At 66.0% G+C, this 19,578-nt stretch carries 13 protein-coding genes; 4 read left to right on the top strand and 9 right to left on the bottom strand.

Translation table 11 applies throughout. The features are described 5' to 3' along the window. Positions 1-26 precede the first annotated feature (26 nt). The 5 genes from A0J57_RS21605 to A0J57_RS21580 all read right to left on the bottom strand — a co-directional run bounded on the left by A0J57_RS21605 (position 27) and on the right by A0J57_RS21580 (position 6,888). Positions 27-1,025: a ParB/RepB/Spo0J family partition protein gene (locus A0J57_RS21605; RefSeq protein WP_061937141.1), complete on the bottom strand. Its 999-nt coding sequence runs from the start codon at positions 1,023-1,025 to the stop codon at positions 27-29. Positions 1,026-1,119: 94 nt separating this feature from the next. Continuing rightward, the gene (locus tag A0J57_RS21600; protein ID WP_061937144.1) at positions 1,120-2,337 is read right to left on the bottom strand and encodes an autotransporter domain-containing protein; all 1,218 of its coding nucleotides are present in this window, start codon (positions 2,335-2,337) and stop codon (positions 1,120-1,122) included. Positions 2,338-2,528: 191 nt separating this feature from the next. Further along, positions 2,529-4,001: a hypothetical protein gene (locus A0J57_RS25575; RefSeq protein ID WP_061937147.1), complete on the bottom strand. Its 1,473-nt coding sequence runs from the start codon at positions 3,999-4,001 to the stop codon at positions 2,529-2,531. A 583-nt stretch (positions 4,002-4,584) separates the two neighbouring features. Next, complete coding sequence (locus A0J57_RS21585) at positions 4,585-5,145, bottom strand: 2OG-Fe(II) oxygenase (RefSeq protein ID WP_025550470.1); 561 nt, start codon at positions 5,143-5,145, stop codon at positions 4,585-4,587. 48 nt (positions 5,146-5,193) lie between these two features. Continuing rightward, entirely contained in the window at positions 5,194-6,888 is a 1,695-nt protein-coding gene (locus tag A0J57_RS21580; RefSeq protein ID WP_235600931.1) for a ShlB/FhaC/HecB family hemolysin secretion/activation protein, read from the bottom strand. Between the two features lie 450 nt (positions 6,889-7,338). Between A0J57_RS21580 and A0J57_RS21575 the strand changes: the two genes are divergently transcribed. The 3 genes from A0J57_RS21575 to A0J57_RS21565 all read left to right on the top strand — a co-directional run bounded on the left by A0J57_RS21575 (position 7,339) and on the right by A0J57_RS21565 (position 11,328). Beyond that, positions 7,339-7,614: an HU family DNA-binding protein gene (locus A0J57_RS21575; protein ID WP_007684484.1), complete on the top strand. Its 276-nt coding sequence runs from the start codon at positions 7,339-7,341 to the stop codon at positions 7,612-7,614. Positions 7,615-8,372: 758 nt separating this feature from the next. Beyond that, positions 8,373-9,245, top strand: a complete 873-nt coding sequence (locus A0J57_RS21570) for a MucR family transcriptional regulator (protein ID WP_061937153.1) — start codon at positions 8,373-8,375, stop codon at positions 9,243-9,245. 1,153 nt (positions 9,246-10,398) lie between these two features. Further along, entirely contained in the window at positions 10,399-11,328 is a 930-nt protein-coding gene (locus A0J57_RS21565) for a hypothetical protein (RefSeq protein WP_061937156.1), read from the top strand. Positions 11,329-12,127: 799 nt separating this feature from the next. Here A0J57_RS21565 and A0J57_RS21560 read toward each other — a convergent pair. From A0J57_RS21560 to A0J57_RS21550, 3 genes are all read right to left on the bottom strand, one after another. Next, on the bottom strand, positions 12,128-13,318 hold the full coding sequence (locus A0J57_RS21560) for a replication initiator protein A (RefSeq protein ID WP_061937159.1): 1,191 nt from the start codon (positions 13,316-13,318) through the stop codon (positions 12,128-12,130). Between the two features lie 388 nt (positions 13,319-13,706). Beyond that, entirely contained in the window at positions 13,707-14,804 is a 1,098-nt protein-coding gene (locus A0J57_RS21555) for a ParB/RepB/Spo0J family partition protein (protein WP_061937162.1), read from the bottom strand. A 53-nt stretch (positions 14,805-14,857) separates the two neighbouring features. Next, the gene (locus tag A0J57_RS21550; protein ID WP_013054122.1) at positions 14,858-16,054 is read right to left on the bottom strand and encodes an AAA family ATPase; all 1,197 of its coding nucleotides are present in this window, start codon (positions 16,052-16,054) and stop codon (positions 14,858-14,860) included. 199 nt (positions 16,055-16,253) lie between these two features. On the opposite strand from A0J57_RS21550, the gene A0J57_RS21545 reads away from it, so the two are divergent. Then, positions 16,254-17,594, top strand: coding sequence for an anti-phage deoxyguanosine triphosphatase (locus A0J57_RS21545; RefSeq protein WP_061937165.1), 1,341 nt, complete (start codon positions 16,254-16,256; stop codon positions 17,592-17,594). Positions 17,595-17,724: 130 nt separating this feature from the next. Here A0J57_RS21545 and A0J57_RS21540 read toward each other — a convergent pair whose 3' ends face one another. Beyond that, complete coding sequence (locus tag A0J57_RS21540) at positions 17,725-19,302, bottom strand: family 16 glycosylhydrolase (RefSeq protein WP_061937168.1); 1,578 nt, start codon at positions 19,300-19,302, stop codon at positions 17,725-17,727. Positions 19,303-19,578 lie beyond the last annotated feature (276 nt).

Raw genomic sequence — 19,578 nt, 5'->3', positions numbered from 1 at the left:
TTGAGGCTCCGGAAGCGATCGCGGTCCTATTGCATGACCGGCGCGGCGCGGGCCGCGACGATGGTTTCGCGCAGCCGCGCCAGCAGTTCGTCCAGATCGGCATCCTCCGATATGCTGAGGTCGATGGTCAGGCCGCCGCTTCGACCGGGCCGGGGGCGGCCGATGCGCGCGCCGCCCGCGATGATCGCCATGTCGCGCGCTTCCTCCAAAGGCTGCGGCGTGGCGGCATCGCGCAGCCGGGCCAGCACCGTCGCGGGGGAAAGCATGCGGCCGCCATCCCGCGCGAGCGCCTGTTGCTGTTCCCCGATGGACCGAGCTTCGGCAATCATGCGCGCCCGCTGGTCCGGACGGCGCAGCAGCGGGGTCAGGATTTCGGAATAGCGCACGCGCAATTCATCGGGAGTGGCGAAGGCGTTCACCACATCCTCCGGCAATTGCGCCAAGGCGAGCAGGCGGCTTAGCTGGCTGTTGGAAAGGGTGAGCGCTTCGGCCATGCGCGATTGCACCCCGCCGTAGAAGCGTTCGACCGCATGCTGATAGCTGCGCGCCCGGTCCAGTTCGCTGATGTCCGCCCGCTCGCGATTTTCGATGTCGGCAAGGCGGAAGGCTTCCTCGTCCGACAGGTCGACGACCAGGGCCGCCAGCCGCATTTCCGGCCGCCCATTATGGTTGAGCCAGTCCACCGCGAAACGGCGGCGGCTGCCGACCAGAAGCTGATAGGGCCGGTCCGAACCCGGCGGGTTGAGGCGCACGAGGACGGGGATGCGGTTGCCGCCTTCGCTGGCGATGGAATCGATCAGCGACCGGCAGCCGTCCGCCGTCAGTCCCGGCTGGTCGCGCGGATTGCCGTCCCAGACCGAACATTCGTCCGGCTGGATCGAAATCGTGCCGCGCGATCCCGGCCCCTTGTCCGCGAAAGGCGCGAGCCGCTGGTCGAGGCGGCTGAGCGCCTGCTGATCGGGCGGGCCCCTGCCGGCGGGTTCGTGGGAAAGGGTCGCCAATATGTCGCGGATGAAGCGGGCCATGGATCACTTCCTTTGCGTGAGCAGGCCCACGCAATAGCGGGATATGCACGATTGTGGCGCGGAATCCGGTTCGTTTCGGAGCAATCCCCTTTGCCTAGAAACGCCGTCCGACCGTCAGCGCCGCCGCGTGGACATGGCGGTCGGAACCGAACTCGCCCGCATAGCCCAGGCGGAAGGTGGTGCGGTTGTTCCAGGTCGCGCTGATCCCGGCATTCACCAGTCCCGCGTCACGCGCCAGCCGGGTGGGGCGCAGCGTGAAGATGGGCAAGTCGCGGGTGGCCAAGCGGGCCTCTATTCGGCTGTCGGGGCGGCTGCGCAGTTCGCGCTGCCATTGCGCCTCGACCGAGGGGCGGAGGGTCCAGCCGCCTTGCGTCACATTGGCGGAGATGCGCGCGCCCAGCGCGCCGCGAAGCGATCTGGTGCGGAAGGCGGCGACCTCCAGCGCGGCGGGTCCGCCATTTTCGACGAAGCCGCTGACATCGGCATAGCGATGGTGCAGGCCGGCGAAGGGCTGTATCCGGACCGGGCCTGCGCGCAGCATCGCGCCCGCCTCGCCGGATGCGGCCCAGCCGTCGCCGTCCACGGGCGCCACCAGCCGCCCGGTAAAGCCCGCCCAGCCGATTTGGCGCCGCAGCTTATATTCGGAGAGCGTATAGGCCGCCGTCGCGTCGACATAGAAGCGGCCGTCGCTATAGCTGGCATAGGAACCGATCTGGCTGTTGAACTGGCTGATGCGGGGGCGTCGCGCCGGGTCGAGCCGGGCGTCGATGCCGTCGATGCCCAGGGTCGCGCCGACGATGAGGCCGGGCACGGGCTTCACATCGACGGCGAAGCGCAGCGACCGGCTGTCGGATTCCGCTTCGGGGCGGTCGACGCGCGCCTTATAGCTCGCCTGCTTTATCCCTCCGCTCAGCATCACGGTGATGGTGCGGTCGCCGCTGGCCGGAACATCGGCCGGCGCATCGATGGCGATGCTGCGCCGTTCGGCCAGCCAGGAGCGGATTTCCCGGTCGGCGGCGTCCATCGACTGGATCGACAGGCGGGGCAGCAGGGAATAGCTGCGCGGCGAGAGCTGGCCCAGCGCATCGGCACGCGCCGCGGCCGTCGGCAGGGCGTCGATCGATGCGAGCATGGCCGCGCGGTCGCCGCCGGGTGCGTGCGTCGCGGCGTCCAGCATCGTTCCCACCGCGGTTTCGCCCGACGTTGCGGCATAGGGCGCGTAGGGACCGGCCATGGCGGGCTGGGCATTGAGCAGCAGCAGGGCCGCAGCGCCATCGATCAGGCGGCGGATGAAGAAAAGGCGGTTCGGCAAGATGATATTCCCCTTTGGCGAAGATTTTTGCGTGAACGCAAAGCGTGCCGGCCTGCGTTCGGAATCGGTTTGAGGAGGCAGTGCGCCCACTGCCTCCTCGCCCCCGCCCTTCCCCCGGGGGCTATAGGGGGAGAGCATCGTCGGCGTGCGGCCCGCCATGCATGAGGACCATGGCGGGCCGCGCCGCCGCGTCAGTTGCCGCCCCCGAGCAGCCCGCCGAGCAGGCCGGTCACGGGCGCCGTGGCGGAACCCGATCCGGTCGCCGGGGCCAGCGCGCCGTTCAGCAGGCCGGTGACGGGGGCCAAGGCATTGCCGCCGGTCCCCTCCCCTGCTCCCAGCAGGCCGCCGGCCAGGCCGGTCACGGGCGCGAGCGGGGAACCGCTTTCTCCTCCGGGCAGCGTCGGGGCCAGGCTGTTGACGGTGTCGAGCAGGGGCGCGGCGACGCTGTCGACCGTGCTGGTGGCGGCCGCGACCACGGGGGCGACGGCGCTGGTGACCTGAGTGACGGTCGCTTCCGCCTGCGGGCCAAGGAGACCCCCGGCCAGGTTGCCGACCGGCTGCAATCCGGCCTCTACCCCGGCCGCGGTCGTCGGCACGGCGATGTCGACCAGATTGCCCTGCGTCAGGACATCGACCGTCGCCAATTGTCCGGCAGCCGCGCCGCCGTCCGACGGCAGCAGGTTGACCCCGACAAGCGTGCCGGGCGTGGAGGCGCCGGTCAGGACATTGCCGCCGACATTCGCGCCGACAAGCGGTCCGCCCAGTGCGGCGGAAGGATCGCCGCCGACGCCGCCCAAAGCGCCGGTCAGGCCGCCCACCGCATTTTCGACCAGCCCCGTTACGGGGGCGAGGACGCCATTGTCGCCCACCAGCGGACCGGTGACGGGCGAGAGCGCGCCGTTGACCGTGTCGAGCAGCGGCGTGGTGAGCTGGCCGACCGTCGAGGTGACGGCCGCCACCGTGGGGGAGAGACCGTCGGTGAGCTGCGTCACCGCTTCCCCCGCCGGTGCGCCGAGCAGGCCTCCTGCGAGCGTGCCGACCGGCGCCAGACCCTGCTGCACGCTCTGGGGCGTGGTCGGCAGGGCGAGCTGGGCGACGGTGCCGTCGCCTGTCAGCAGATCGACGGAGGCCACGCTGCCGGTCGCCTGGGTGTCGCCCGGCAGGACGTTGACGCCGATCAGCGATCCGGGACCGGTGGGCCCGACCACCGGCAGATTGCCGATGGAAGCCCCGATGATCGATCCGCCGCTGGTGGGGCTGGTCGGACCGGTGGGTCCGGCAGGACCAGTCGGGCCGCCGGGGCCGGTGGGTCCGCCGGGGCCGGTCGGGCCAGTGGGTCCAGTGGGGCCGCCTGGGCCCACAGGACCGGAGGGGCCGGTCGGGCCTGCTGGGCCGGTTGGGCTGGTGGGACCGGTGGGGCCGCCCGGACCCGTGGGGCCGCTGGGACCGGAGGGACCGGACGGGCCGGATGGACCCGACGGGTTGGTCGGGCCAGTGGGACTTGTCGGACCTGTCGGGCCGCTGGGACCGGAGGGGGACTGGCCGCCGCCCGCCCCTATGTCGAAGCCCACGCCGTCGGCGCAGGCGCTGAGCAAAAGAAGAGGTATCGCCGTGGCGCACAGCAGATAGTGCCGTCCCGACCGGACCGATCCATAACGTGGCATTGCAAGACTCCCTGTTTTCCTGCGAGCAGATCGCAACGGGAGCAAGTTAGGCCCGGCGGTCCTTATCGCCGCGTCAAGAAGAAACCGGTCTGGTCAGAACGGCTGGCTTTGCCGATATTGGTCCCGGTTCAGCGCGCAAAAGCCTGTTGCCGCCTGCGCAAGGCCGGTCGAAAGGTCAGGGAATCCGCATATCTGGCGGCTTTTGGCGGCATCCTTAAGGTCCCTCGTCCGCAAAGCCGGGTTCAGGGCAAGCAAATCGTCCTTCGCGGGATTGCTTCCGATATGGTCCATTTTCCTTCGAAGCGGCGATGGAAAGCATGAGTTGCGGCTGCGGTCGGCGCGCATCCATGCGGGCCGCGCCGATCGTGGTTCGATCGCCGGAAGATCAGAGATCGGAAGATCGGACCGTCAGCGGCAGCTTAGAGCCAATCGACATTCAGATGATGACGAGCCGAGCCGAAGGCCACCGAAGGTAAAAGGGTGGTTTTCCGTGACCCGGAGCGCAGCCTACTCAAAATAGGTGAGCACCGGAGGCACGGAAAAGCGTCATTTGCAGGCCGTCAGGGCTGAATGTCGATTGGCTCTAGCGCCACCGGGGCCCTTCGATCCAGCTCACCAGGCTGCGGCGGACGCCCCTGGTCACTGGCAGGACGCGATGCTGGAGGAAGGAGGGGAAGATCAGCATGCTGCCGCGTGGCGCGAAATTGACACCCGGCTGCTGAAGGCCGAAAAATTCGAAGGCGCCGCCCTCATACTCATCCGGGTCGGACAGTTGCACCACCACCGACAGCTTGCGGTCGAAGGGGCGGGAGGATTCCAGCCACACATCCTGATGCCAGTCATATTTGCCCTGAGCCCGCCCATGATATTCGGTATATTGCAGTTCATAGGGGCCGGCGATGTCGATCCCGAAATTGGTGCGGTTGGAAGAATGGACGAACTGCATCAGCCGGTCGACAATGTCCTTGTCGCGATGAACGTCCAGCCAACTTATGGTGGACGAGCGATATGCATGATCGCTGCGCACCGCCTGCGCGAAGCCGACGGTCGCGCTTTCCGGCTGATAGAGCGCCGCGCGCTTGACGATGGCGTCGCATTCGGCCCCGGTCAGGGCCGAGGGCCATACCTCCCACACATTGTTCATTGTCTTGCTTCCCATTTTCTTGTTTTTGCGTATTCGCAAAAGGACGGATCAAAATGCCCGTCCCACCCCGAAGAAAAACCGCGCCTTGCGGCTGAGGGTCGGGTCGGGCCGCTTGACCGGCACGGCCACTTCCGCGCTGACCCGCCATTTCGCGCCCAGGCCCAGCCGCAGCCCGCCCCCCGCCGATGCAAGGCTGTAGTCCCGCGCCGCGAGGCGGTAGGCGGGCCGCGCCGTGCCATGCGCCAGCGCACCGTCAAGCGCGACGAACAGCGCGCTGGCCTTCAGCACAGGCGACCGGGCGGGCAGCGACCATGAGAGTTCGGCGCTGCCGGCAAGGGCCTGCTCCGCCGTCAGCGTTCCGGTGCGAAAGGCCATGCCCGCGCCCCGGCCGCCCAGCGGAAAGCGCTCCGTCACCGGAAGATCGTCTTTCGAATATTGGCCCTTGACCGAAGTCCGGAGGCTGAGCTTGCCGCTGATCCCCTTCACTGCGATGGCCTGAACATTGACCTTGGTGAAGCCGGTTTCGGAAAAGCCGGTGAAGGGCCGGGCGCCCAGCGCGTCGATCCCCTGGCTGACGACCGTGGAAACCGCATAGCCGTTCCTTGCGTCGGCACGGGACCAGGAAGCCCCCAGGCGCAGCGCCCGCGACCGGTAATCCCCGAAGCGGATGTCGAGGAAATAATTGTCGCTGTCGATGCCGTCGACGGACGCCGTGACGGACAGTTGGGACTTTGTCGACCGCAGCACGGGATAGCTGAGCGTCAGGCCGGCCAATGTCGCCTCACCCGTCGTCCTGCTGTCGCGCGAACGGGTTTCGACATGGGCGGCCTGCGCGGCCAGGGTCAGGCCATTGCTGCCGATGGGCGTGCTGTGGCTGAGCGAATAATATTGGTAGCGGTCGGGATAGAAGGGCAGGTAGCCGGCGATGCGCGTGCTGTCGCCTTCGCGCGCAAGGCCGTTGACCGTGACCGACATCTGCGCCTGCACGCCCTGCACGACATTGCTGACCCCGCTATTGTCGATCGTGAGGCCGATCTGCACCTGCTTGCGCTTGACGATGAGGTCGATCAGGAGATCGCCGGGCGCGCCCGACTGGCGCAGCCGGGCGTCGACCGTCTGCCCCGGAATGTCGCGCAGCAGCGCCAATGTCCGTTCCAGACGGCTCTTGCGCAGCGGCGCGTCCCGCATCAGCCGGCGCATATGCGCGGCGATCAGCCCGACGGGCATGCTGGGCGACATGCCCGCGAGGCGATAATCCCTGACCCGCCCCTCGACCAGATGGACGGTCAGGACGCCGCCGCCAGGCAGCTGGGGCGGAATGGAGACGGAATAGAAGGCGATGTCGCTCTTCGCATAGGTCGCACTGATCGCATGAGCGATGGCCTGGAGCGTTTCACCGGTCAGCGGCCGACCGATAAAGGGGGAAGTGGCGGCATCGAGGCGGGATCCGGGCAGCGTCGTTCCGCTATAGATAAGCCGCGTCAGCAGCGTCTGGGCCGCGGAGGAAGCCGCGGGCGCGACCTGGACCGAGGGCGCCGGGCGCGGCGCGGCGACAGGTGGAGGCGCGATCTGCGGTTCGAGCCGGTCGGTGCGGTCGCGGTCGATGATCGGGGCGGCGCTTTGCTGGCCCAGCGCTGCGTCCTGCGCCGCCGCAGGGACTGCCAGCATCAGCCCGAGGCCCACCGCGACCGCCCGCGCCGCGCGCCTGCACCACCCCATCCCCGCCATGCTCTGCCGCCACATCGTCCCACGCCATTCCGGCCGCAAGGGGCCGCCGTGCAGGAAGGATGGGAGAAAATGACGCGGCCTTCATCTGCAACCGCGACCGGATCGGTTCTATCCGCAAGCTTTTGTAAAAGGGCTGCGTCGGGCCAAAGTCCCGCCCTTGGCGGTCCACCCCCGGCATGGCGCGGGCGGCGCGCGCGACAATTGCGACCATTTTGGCGGAACAGCCGCCCGGAGGGCCCTTTTCACGGGCGAAATGCCTGCTCGTGCGGCGGATCGGAACCCGGGCGGAGGAGTCGCCGCCGGCGGGAAAGGCGGGCCGAAGGCTCCGGTCGGGGGTCATTTTCCCATCCGAAAGCGCCAATAACGCGATTTTACTGCCGATTTTCGCTGTTCGCCGGTCGCAAAGGGGCTAGTTGAGTGCGAAGAGACAGGTTAAGACCATCCGTCCACGAAAGGGAGATCATCATGAACAATACTGAACTCGCCGAAGCACTGGCCGCCGACCATGGCCTGACCAAGGCCGACGCGCGCAAATATGTCGACGGCGTCTTCTCCGCCATCGCCGGTGCCGCCGCGAAGGGCGAGGAAGTTTCGCTGAACGGATTTGGCAAGTTCAAGGTCAAGGACCAGCCCGCTCGCGAAGGCCGCAATCCGTCGACCGGCGCCGTGATCCAGATCGCCGCCTCGAAGAAGCTGACCTTTACCCCGGCCAAGGCCGTGAAGGACCAGCTGAACGGCTGAAGACGATCTTCGGCGGCCGCGCCTGGCCGCCCAAGTCTTCATCGACGCAAGATCGGAAGGATCGGCCCGGACGAACGGGCCGCCATCCCTTCCTTGATCGAATGGCGCGCCCCTGTCGTACCGGCGGGGCGCGCGCCAGTCCGGCGGGATGGACCCCCGCCCTGCCCTTTTCAGACATATGCGCGATCTTTGCCGGGTGCGTCGCACGCGGCGTGGACGTTCGTCCCGAAGCGTTCGCCCTGAACGATGCGCCGTCCGCGGCAGGGCATTCCGACATGGTGCGATATGAAGCCGGCGCCGGGAATTGCGCGCAACGCAATCACATCGCCGCGCTTCGCATTTGCCATTGGAGGTCCGGCGCGCCATCTGGCGGGTGCCTTTCAGGCATCCTCTCCTAAACTCAGTAGGCCGGTCGAAAGACCGGCCTTTTTTTGTGCAGAACAGGTTTCGCTGTCGACAAATATTGTCGCCCGCCGGTCGAACACTGGTATTGGGCAGGCGAATATAGATTAGCGGCCTGCCTATGCTGTTCAAGGCGCCCTGCCTTCGCGCCGTTGACTGGCGAATGATATGGCGAAGATGGTTCCACCCCGGCGGACGCAATTGCGCGGTCAGGCTGTCCCATCTCGAAACAAAATGAGCTTGTTTGTTCCTGTTCGACAGCATGCGGACGGGCTGTCAAGTCGTTTCGGATTTACATTTAACGCAAAACCGCGCAAAAGGCCGTTTCTATTACTCAAAGATGGGAAGCGGGGCCAATGTCTGAAAACAACCAGCCTGACATCACGACGCTCACTGTTCAGCTGGTGAGTGCCTTTGTCTCCAACAATAATGTAGCGAGCGAAGGTCTTGCCGACCTCATTCGGACCACGCGTCTGGCCTTGACTGATGATCTTGCCGCAAAGCCCCAAGAGGCGGCGGCGCCGACTTACACGCCGGCCGTGTCGGTCCGCAAAAGCCTGTCTTCGCCCGAACATATTCTGAGCATGATCGACGGCAAGCCGTACAAGACGCTGAAGCGCCACCTGGCCAGCCATGGCCTGTCGCCCAATGACTATCGCGAACGCTATGGCCTGCCGAAGTCCTATCCGCTGGTCGCGCCCAACTATTCGGAAGCGCGGCGCGCCGTCGCGACGAAGCTTGGCCTTGGCCGCAAGCCGGTGAATGCCAAGAAGCCGGCCGAAGCGGCTCCGGCCCCTGCCAATGCCGCCCCGGCGGCTCCGAAGGCGGCCGCTGCTCCCAAGGCTGCGCCTGCAAAGGCAGCGCCTGCCAAGCCGGCGGCGGCCAAGGCCCCTGCGAAGACGTCCGCTCCCAAGCCTGCGGAAGCGAAAGCCCCGGCGGCAAAGGCCCCTGAGGCAAAGGCGCCCGCAACGAAGCCCGCCGAGGCGAAGCCTGCTGCCAAGGCGCCCGCCGCCAAGGCTCCGGCTGCCAAGCCCGCCGCATCGCGCAAGCGCCTCTCCATCGCTACGCCATCGGCGCCCACGCCGAAGAAGGACGCCGCTCCGGCTGCTGCCAAGCCCGCGGAAAAGGCGGCGGCGGGAAGCAAGGCGGCAGCGCCTGCCAAGGCGCCCGCCAAGGCCGCTCCCAAGAAAAAGCCGGCAGCCAAGGCGCCTGTGGCCGAAAAAGCCTGATTGTACGTCTGGCCGGTTCGGACGATCCGGACCGCCGACCAAGATCACGCCCCGAACGACGCAAATGTCGTTCGGGGCGTTTTCCTTTCAAGGATGCGGTTGAGGAGGGCTGGACTTTATTGATGGCGGCGGGGTCAAGGCTCTCTGAAAGTCGCGCTGTGCAATCGCAATTATCGGGAGGCGGTGAGAAAGGTGGCAGCGGGTTGAACTGTTGATCTATCCATCTCCATTACCACAATTGAGACGCCCTTGCCTTGCGATGCAATGTTCGAGCTTTGCCAGCAATGCAAGATGATCTGATGGGTGAAAGTCTTCGCTGGAACATCGCTCCTTGCCTCTCGGGAGAACGGGCTTTTCGATTGGGATGCCCTATAATGGCCTTGGACGGGCTTTGGTCGTGCCTGACTCCGTTTTGCGATTGTCAAAGGCCGGATGCCGGTGAAGATTGCTGCACTGGATCATGAATATATCCCATGATCCTCTGCGGGGACTTTCAGTTGTCCGGTCGATCAGGCGGTGCCCTTGCCTGCTCCCGTCGAGGGCGATCGAATATAGGCCGGGCGTGTTGCGGCATCCGTTCCTGCTCCCTCGATATGATGACGAGTTCCTCCGCAGATCATCGCGGGGTGAATCGATGCCGCCCCATCCATCGGGTGCGGCTCTATGACGTTCGCGATCCCGAGCAGGATAGGAGCTACGGCAGCCAGCGCATTGTTCCTGTGGGCCGGGAGAACAGATCGATGGGCCGATTGCCTAAAATTTGGGCAGGCTGGGAAGCTCTCTGAAAGGCAAAGGCCGATGGCGCCGAGCTTGTCTATATCTCACTCGTCACCGGCGCCTGACGGGCCTCCCAGGGCAAAATAGCCCTGTTTCCTCTTTTGTTCCCCTTTTGCGGATCGGTTGGATGCCCTTTCCCCTTTCGCCTTTACCCGACGGACGTGTCCGAGAGGGGCGTCGTCTTATTTCAGGGCTTTTGTTCGGGTTCCCACTTTGGATGTTCGGTTGACGCTGGCGGGCGCTACTGCATTATGGCATAAGAAAGAGGGTAGCCATTCGCCGGCGATCAGGCGGAGCAGCCTGCTTTCCTACCATCATAGCATATACAACCAACTCGCCTCTTTGGTTGTAGTCCATCTTGCGCTATCCATGGGAAATGCAGGATTTTTCAGCCTCGCCGGATCATGCCCTGCTTCTTCTCGGGCGGCTCGACGGGCGGCTTTGCAACAGCCCGGCGACCGATGTCTGGCTGGCCAGGGCAAGGCTGAAGGGCGCCTCCATGCTGTCGGGCTTTGCCGGCGTGCCGGTGTCGGTTGCGGAGCTTCAGAACTGGATTTGCGGGCGGACGCCGCCGCCGCGCCATAGCGAGGGGCTCAACGATCCGCTTTCCGTCGCCGCGCTCTTCCATTTTGCGCTGTCGGCAGGCGATGACCGGGACCCGGTCGCGCGCGCGACCCTCAACATCTCCCGCACCTTGCTTGACGACCGCAAGGAGGCGGGATTGTGGGCGCCCGAGGATCTGGTCCGCTTCGGCCCGGCGTGGCGCATGGCCCAGATGCTGCTGGAGGCCCCCTACCCTGCCGGCACCCTCCAGGCGGTCGCGCAGCGGCTGATCGATGCGAGGGGGAGCCTCGATACGCCTGTCACCGAGGGGCATCTGGTGACGACGGCCGACGGGCGGCAATGGCGCATCGATCCGCGACGGTTCGATATGGGCTGGGTGCTTGCCTGCCACCTTCCCGGCGCCTTTGTGGCGGCGGGGCTCAGCCTGCGTCGCCTGCCCTGCTTTGTCGGCCTGCCGCGCTTCCTGCCGGACGATGCCGCTTCTTTGGCGGGAGAGATTGCCGCCATGGTCGCGCGCCAGGCGGCGCAGGGGTTGATCGAACTGGATCGGCTGGAGGCGAAGCTGGCGCGGCTGCCGGTGGAACTGGAGGTGACGCGGCGGAGCAAGGCCCCGTTGCTGATGCGGCTTGAGCTGGCCTATCCGGGGCTGAGCAAGATGGCGGTCGCGCGGCTGCTGGGCGTTTCGCACCAGGGCGCGACGAAACTGGTGGCGCAGGTCAAAAGACTGACAGGGCGGCATTAGACGGCGCTGCCCGAGGCTTCTCATCCAGTCTCTTGCCAAAAATATGTCTCGCCCAGGTTATAAGGTTTCTAGGAAAGTTAAAGAGTTACCGGGCGGGGATGTGGGGGGGCGAATCGCCATGAGAGCACGAGTCGGCGTTGGTTGGCTGTTCCCATAGGATCGTTGGTCCGTTCCTATAGTGTCGACGCTGGCGTTCCTGAAATGTCGGGGAAACGTTCCTAAAGGCGCGAAGGGTGTTCCCGGAGTGTCGAAGCATGCGATTTGCTGTTGTCGGTCGGTGGGGGATTGAATCATATTGGAGGGGGGTGTTGGAAAGGACGTTCAAATTCCGGGGCGGATTGAGGTCGGCTATCGGGGTGTGCGACGGGTTGTTCTTTCCGATCAGCGCTACCCGACACTTCGGGAACGCCCTCCCCGGCATTTCGGCGTGGCTTGGGCATGGGGTGCGTCGGCTGAATTGCAGGGTCGGAATATGGCGTGGGTTTTGGGGCGGTTTTGGTCGAGCCCTTTGCCTTTTGGGATGCGGCTCGGCATCGCAGGGCGGGTTTTCTGCTTGAAAGGATGTGACGACCTGCGTCCGGTTGACGCAGCGCGCTCTGGGGCGATTTCCGAGCGACCGGTTTCGATCGCTGGCGGGAATCGCGGAAGACGGGGAATGTGGAGCGGCGACCTGATGGAATCAGAGCGAAACCCGCTCTGGAGCGTGCTGCGTTAAATCATACGCAGGCCGCGCGCTCCAGGCTTTTGTTGTCGCATCCTTTTAAGCGCAAAACCGGTTCCCGCTTTTGCGCACGATGCTCTAGAGGCGGTGGCGGTTCTTCTCGTGGAAGCGGCGGACGAAGCCGATGAACGCCTTCTGATAATTGACAGGCGTGCGGGTGGGGTCGGCTTCGAGCCAGTCGCGAAACTCCTGATGGAGCGTCTGATAGTCCCAGCCGGGATAGTCGGCGCGCAGGGTCGCCATGGTCGCGTCCGTGATCTCCCCGGCGCTGGCCTTGGCGGACATTCCGGCCAGGGTCCGGCGGATCATGCTGCCGGCATCGACCAGCATGTCGGCGTCGGCCGGTGCGGGGGACGGCGTTGTCTTGGGAGGGGTGGACGGCGAGGCCGTCGCCGGTCGGCGGGCGACGGTTGCGGCCGGGAGCGGATCGGCCTGGGGGCGGCGGCGCATGCGGAGCGACGGTTCACGCTTGCCGTCGGGCTGTTCCAGTTCGACTGTATAGCCGGGCAGGGGATCGCGTTCGGCGATCTTGGCGATTTCGAATTTGAAGCGGCGATAGGCGCCTTCGGCCCCCGACTTTTCGAAGAGGGTGGGCATGGAGATGGCGAAGCCCCCCTCCCCTGCCCCGCCGGCATGTTTGCGCGCGACCTTGTAGAGCCAGCGTTCGCGGCCGCCGGTCAGGTCGAAATAGGCGCGGTCGATGCTGAGCACCCCGCCCTGCATCAGCACGCCTTCATAGAACCAGTTGCTGAGTTCGATGGTCATGCCGCGGGAGCGTTCGGTGCGTTCGTCGACCAGTTGGGTCCAGCCGTCGAGCCAGCTGAAGGTCGCTTCGCGGCGGTTTTCGGCGCGGATGTTGGTCTTGATCGTGGTGGAGACGAGCCGGTCGAGCGACTGGCCGAGCAGTTCATAGGCGCGGCCCGTCGTCGGGCGGTGGATGGCGCGCAGCAGGTCATAGGGCATGAGGTGCAGCTTGCGCGGGATGTCGTTGAGGCCGCGGCGCGCCATGTCGGCCAGGACGGAGGCGCAGTAGATCAATATGTCGGCATCCCAGATGGTGGCCATGCCATAGTCCGGATTGGCCGAGACATGGACCCAGGCCTTGCCGTCGGGGGAGGTGTAGTCGATCGGCTTGACCCGCTTGGACTTGGCGAGGCTGAAGAAGGGGCGCTCCATCATCTCGCGCTGGTCGCGCAGGGGCATGTCCGCGATATAGGGGAGGAAGAGTTCGAACTGGTCGGTGATCTCGGTCCTGGAAGCGCGGGTCATGGGCGGGTCCTGAAGATGAGCGTCAGCCCATGGCGTGATGCCGCAGAGGAGGGAAGGGGCGCGCGGGGGCTATTCCATGAACGTTCCGGAGAATGGACGGGAGTTATGGAATGAGGGGCGCATGTCGGGATGGGGGCCGATGCGTGGCTGCGGTCGTGCGGCGACCGGGCCAGGCTGGCGGCGCTGGCCGGGGATGCCGGCGAGGGCGGGCTGGTGGCCGGGGGGATGGGGGATCGGCTGTTTCCCCGGGGAAACAGCGGGCGTGTTTCCCATGGGTCGGCGGGGACAAGGGGCTGATGTTTCCCCGGGGAAACAGGGGGCAGGGCGGAAGCCGCCGGTTGGACCGGCCTTTCGCTTCCGTCATATGTCCTGTGCCCCCCGCTTTCCATCAGCGCTGGAGCCCCATGCCCTGCCGTTCGAGATGTTCGAGCGTGTCGCGCAGCGCGGTGGCGAGCGTTTCCATGTCCGCGCCCGAACCGGCGTGGAGGCGGATGGTGATGCCCTGGCGGTTGACCGACTGGACCGTCAGCGCCGGACGGCCATAGCGGGTGGTCCAGGTGAAGGGTTCTTCCCTGGGGGCCGACTGGGCGGCGCGGGGCGCGTCGAGCAGGCGTTTCAGCACATCCGAGGCCGGGATGGGCGCGGCGCCCGCCGACCGCAGCGCGCGCTGTTCGGAGGCGAGGCGGTTCGCCTCCGCGCGGATGGCGGGCGCGCCCTTGGGGTCGTCGAGCGACTGGGCCAACGCATAGGCGGGCTTCAACTGGACGTCGGCCGGGGAGGCGAAGGCGTCGATCACCGCATCCTCGATGCCCGCGACCTTGATCATCTTGCTGAGCCATCCCTTGGAGAGCTTCAGCCGTTCGGCCATGCGGGTCAGGTGGCTGCCATAATGGGCCTTGAGCGCATCGGCATAGTTGCGCGCGCGTTCGAGGTCCGAGACGTCCTTGCGGGCGCGGTTTTCGAGGTCGGCGAGGCGGAAGGCGGCCTCATCGTCGAGCTGGGCGACCTGCGCCACGAACATCATGTCGGAATAGCTGTTGGCGCGCAGCCAGCTGATCGACCAGTGGCGGCGGGTGCCGGCGATCACCTCATAATCATGATCGGGATCGCCCTCTATCCGGCGGACCACGGCGGGCACCTTCTGCCCGCCTTCCGCGATGATCGAGTCGATCAGTTCGCGGCAATTTTCCTCGTTGAGATGCGCATAGAGGCGGGCATTGCCGCTCCATATCCGGACTTTCGCCGGGTCGAGCAGCAATTGCGTGACCTGCCGCACCTCGCCCGAGGCCAGACGGGCAAGGGCGGATTCGCGGCCGAGCAGGGTGGTGCCGCGGGCGCGATCCTGACGCGGCGCGGCCGGGCCAGAGGAGGGGGAGGGGGGCGATGCGGGCGGGCCTGCCTCCTCCGGCTCGACGGGCGTTGCCGCTGCCGCCTCGGGCTCGTCGGAGAGAAGGGCGGCCAGATAGTCGGATTGCTTACGCGCCATGGCATTCCCTTTCGGCAAACCGGGAACATATCATGAACATGCGGAAAGGGGCTTCATGCCGCATTGACGATGTCCTCTTCCCGCGCAGGGGCGACGCGGCCCCAGCCCTGACGCACCAGCGCCTCGATCTGGCCCATGGCCTCGTCCAGATTGGCGCGGCAGCGCTTGTGGGTGCGCGGCGTGCCGATCGGCTTTTCCAGTTCATAGACGGTCATCATGCGCAGCGCGGCATGGCTGATTTCCGCGCTGTCGAGGATCGGAATGGGCAGGAGGGCCGGGCCGAAGCTCTGTTCCATGATCGCGCGGACCATCGAATGGCTGGGATCGTTGCTGTCGAATTTCGAGCAGAGCAGGCGGACGAACTGATAGTCGACCTCTATCCCCGCCTGCTGCAGCTGGCCGATCACCTGATCCATCATCGAGAGGAACTGGACGGTCGAGCAGAAGTCGGGCGTGGTCGCGGCCAGCGGCACCAGCAGGGCATTGGCCGCCTGCATCACGGCGAGGCTGATCGTGCCCAGCGCCGGCGGCGGATCGAGCAGCACCACGTCATAATGGCGGGCAAGGTCCATCAGGCCCTGCTTCAGCTTGCGGAAGCGCGCCGCAAGGACGGAGCCGCCGTCGCTGCCCGCCGCCGCCAGTTCATATTCCACGTCGAACAGTTCGAGATTGGATGGGATGAGGTCCACATTGGGCCAGGCGGTGTGCTTGACCGCGTAGAGCAGGTCGACCTGCGTCGGGTCGATGGAGAGATAGGGGTAGAGCGTTTCTTCCCGCTGGATGTTGAAATGCGGGTTGAAGCCGAACAGCGTGGTGGTGGTGGCCTGGCTGTCGCAGTCGACCACCAGCACGCGATAGCCCTGCACCGCGAAATAATGGGCGAGATGGGTGGTGACGGTCGACTTGCCGACGCCGCCCTTGAAATTCTGCACCGCGATGATGGCGGGAATGTCCAGCGGGGCGCGTTCGGGCGAGGCGCCCAGCACCTGCCGCATGTTCAGCAGTTCCTCCACCTTGTAGCCGGGGCGGCGGCCGTTTTCGGTCGGCGGGGCAGGGGGAAGGCGTCCGTCTTCCTCCGCCATGCGGATGCGATTCGTGGAGCAGCCGAGCAGTTGCGCGGCTTCGGCGATGCCGAAGCGGATGTTGAGTTCCTTGCGGCTATCCGGCAGAAAAGCCTTGCGCCGCAGGCGTTCGACCATCTTTTCGCCGGCCTCCGCCAGATCGCCGATCTGGGTTACCACTGCGTTCATTCCTGCCCTCTTGCGCGAAGTTGAAGCTTGTTTGGGATAGATGTGGCATAAATAGTTCAAATAGGCAAATGAGGGCGGGGTGGGATGAGGATCGGCATGGAGGAAGCGGCATGAACCGGTTTTCCTGCCCCTGCACGGGAGAAGCGGCCTATATTCCGGCCAAGCGACAGGCGGTCGGGATTCGCCGGAGAAGAGTGGCATGAACTGGTATGAACGGCAGGAAAACTGGCAGGCGCAGAGCGAGGATGCCCGCAATGAAGCGGATGTCGACTATGCGCGGGTCATCCATTCCGCGTCCTTCCGCCGCCTGCAGGGCAAGACGCAGATTCTGAACCTGGGCGACAGCGATTTCTATCGCACGCGGCTGACCCATTCGCTGGAGGTCGCGCAGATCGCGGGCGGCATAGCGCGGCAGTTGCGGCAGGATTTCCCCGACCACCCGGCGATCCCGCATCTGCCCGACCACAGCCTGATCCAGGCCATCGGCTTCACCCATGACCTGGGCCATCCGCCCTTCGGCCATGGCGGGGAAGTCGCGCTGAATTACTGCATGCGGCAGGCGGGCGGGTTCGAGGGCAATGGCCAGACGCTGCGCATCCTGGCCCGGCTGGAGAAATTTTCGGCCGGGGCGGGGGCCAATCTCATGCGGCGGACGCTGCTGGGCGTGCTCAAATATCCGGTCCCCTATGCGCAGGCCTGCAATCCCGCCTGCGCGCCCCGGCTGAGCGACAGGCCGTCTTCCATCCGCATCATCGACCGGGCCGCCAGCAAGCCGCCCAAATGCTATCTCGACAGCGAAAGGCAGGTGGTGCAATGGATATTGGCGCCGCTGTCGAGCGCCGACCGGGAGGCGTTCACGGCGATCGAGCCGCAGGTCGGCAGGCACCACCGGGCGATCCACAAATCCTTCGATTGCAGCATCATGGACGTGGCCGACGACATCGGCTTCGGCGTCCATGACCTGGAGGATGCGCTGGCGCTGCGCCTGATCGGGGAGGAGGCCTTTCGCAGGCTGGTGCCGGAGGAGGAATGCGCGTCCTTCCTGGTCCACCTCAAGCGGAAATATCCCGGCGAATCCGAGAATAATGTCTATGAGCGGCTGGTCGGGGCGCTGTTCGGCGAGGGCGGCGGGCGCAAGCGCTGCATCGGACGGATGGTGCATCACCTGATCACCCATTGCCGCATCGACACGCGGGAGGAGTTCGAGGAGCCGCTGGTCCGATACCGCGCGGGGATGCAGGAGGGGCCGGCGCGGTTCCTGGGCGCGCTGAGGAACGCGGTCTATCAGGAGGTGATCCGCAGCGCCGGGGTGCAGCAACTGGAGTTCAAGGGACAGAAGATGGTGGTGTCCGTCTTCGAGGCGCTGGCGTCGGAGCCGGAGACCCTGCTGCCGGCCGAGCAATGGGCGCTGGTCCGGGCGGGGGAGGAGGCGCCGCGGGTGATCTGCGACTATATCGCCGGGATGACCGACGGGGCCTTGCTGAAGGCCTATGACCGGCTGTTCAGTCCGCGCATGGGGTCGATCTTCGATCAGTTCTGAGGGGCGCGGTCTTCCCGATCCGTCGCATGCTCCCGCGCGGGGCGGGAGCATGAAGGCGGAGGGGTTGCCGAATATCCGTCGGGCCCGAACAGGGGTGGGATGGTCGCGCCTGGCCGCGCGACGCCTTCGTTCAGCCCCCGTCCGCATAGACCTTGATGTCGCGGACGATCATGTCGCCGGCGCCGTCCGCATAGTCGCCGGTCGTCTTCACCGCGACGTTCATGATCGGGTACCAGCGGAAGCCGGCGAAGGGATTGACCGCCTGATAGGTCTCCTTCCCGTCGATGAACCAGGTGATATAGTCGGGCTGGATGTCGACGGCGAAGCTGTGGAAGCCCGTGGTGAAGCCGCCGATGCCGTAGACCTCTTCGGTGTTCATGAAGACGCCCTGCTGGAAGGTGCGGGTGATGTTGGCGCCGCCGTGCAGCGTGTTGGCGGTGTAGCGGTCGAAATCCCACCAGCTTTCGAAGCCGAACCCTTCGTAAATGTCGATTTCCGGCGGCCAGCCGGCGGTGGAGATCAGCCAGAAGGCGGGCCAGGAGCCGCGCCGGTTCGGCATCTTCGCGGTGAATTCATATTGGCCGTAGCCGATCTGCACCGGCCGGGTGTTGTGGCCGCTGAGCACGACCGCGCCATAGTCATAGGGGACGCCGTCCCAGGCGATGGGCTGCTTCAGCTTCTGCGTGTGCATGACGAGCCCATCGTCCGTGTAGCGCAGGGGCGCCTCTATGCCATAGTCGCGATAGACCCAGCCGTCGAGATAGATGCCGGTTTCCTGATTGCCCGGTTGCGAGCGGCCATTGGGCAGTTTGGTCGACCAGGCCTTGTCATGGCCGGCGTCGGACCATTTGAGGGTTTCGCGGCTCATCCTCCACTGGAGCGTGCCCGTGGGCTGGAAGGTGCGGGGTTCGCGCCCCGCCACCTGTTCCGCCGTCGGTTCCTGCTGGAAATCGCATTGGACGAAGGCGCGGTCGGTGCCCATCCTGCCGCCCCATGGAGCCTCCACGAAGCGGACGATGAAGTCGGCCTGCGGCACGCCGAGCAATATGGGCACGGAGACCGTCTTGGTCAGCGGGTCGCCGGGGCGGAAGATCACCGCCTTGTAGATGCTTCGATAGTTGATGCCCGCCACGCCGCGGACGAGGCCCGGTCCATCCTCCGTCATCACCCGCGCGATCACGGTGTTGGGCGTCGGGCGGTCGAGCGTGATCGGCACATAGGCGACGGTCGCGCCGGGGCGGTAGAAGGCAGGGCCGACCGACGCGGTCGCCTGTTCAGGGTAGCGGGTGCCGCCGGCGAAGTCGAAATTGGCGAAATCGCCTGCCTGCGCGGTGGTGGCGGCGGTGGAGAGGGCCAGCATGGTGCTGACCGGCGCCATTGGTCCGGCGGCGCGCCCGGCCGGGCCGCCGGTTCGGGCGGCGGCGGCGGTGGTGGGAAAGAGCGCGGCGGGATTGCTGCTGCCCAGCGCCGTGGTCCAGGGGCTGGGGGAGGGGCGGGAGAAGTCGATCTGCGGCGTCGGGTTGGCGGTCCGGCCGAAAAAGCCGTTGGTGAGGATGGAGGCGATGCCCGGCGGGTCTTTCGCCGCTGGCGTGGGCGCGGAGATTTTTTCCGTGTCGGCGGTGAGGGACAGGCCCCATTCGCTCATGCAGAATATGAGCACGCACGCGAACAGCACGCCCGCAAGCGGGCGAAGAGAGAAAATGCGCATGGTACGACCCCGTTGTTGAGCGGCCCTGTGCCGCCTTTGTTGAACCTCCTTCCCGGAACGGCGGATTGCCCCGGCGCCGTTGCGGGTTCGCAAGATGGTTGGTGCGGATTCGTCCGCTATGGCTTTGAATAATAATGGATTTTCATGGCCGTGAAAAGGCTGCGGGCGTCATGTGTCGATGTTCATGCACATATCGGCTCAAGGGGGAGGGCGGTCATGCGCGGGGGCGCGCCACCGGCGGGCCGGTTGTGCGGCGCGCCGATGGGGGGCTTGCGG

Source organism: Sphingobium sp. 22B (genome assembly GCF_001580035.1).
GTDB classification, from domain to species: Bacteria; Pseudomonadota; Alphaproteobacteria; order Sphingomonadales; family Sphingomonadaceae; genus Sphingobium; species Sphingobium fuliginis.
Note: the sequence above shows the minus strand (reverse complement) of the source record. Positions and strands in the feature narration are given on the sequence as shown.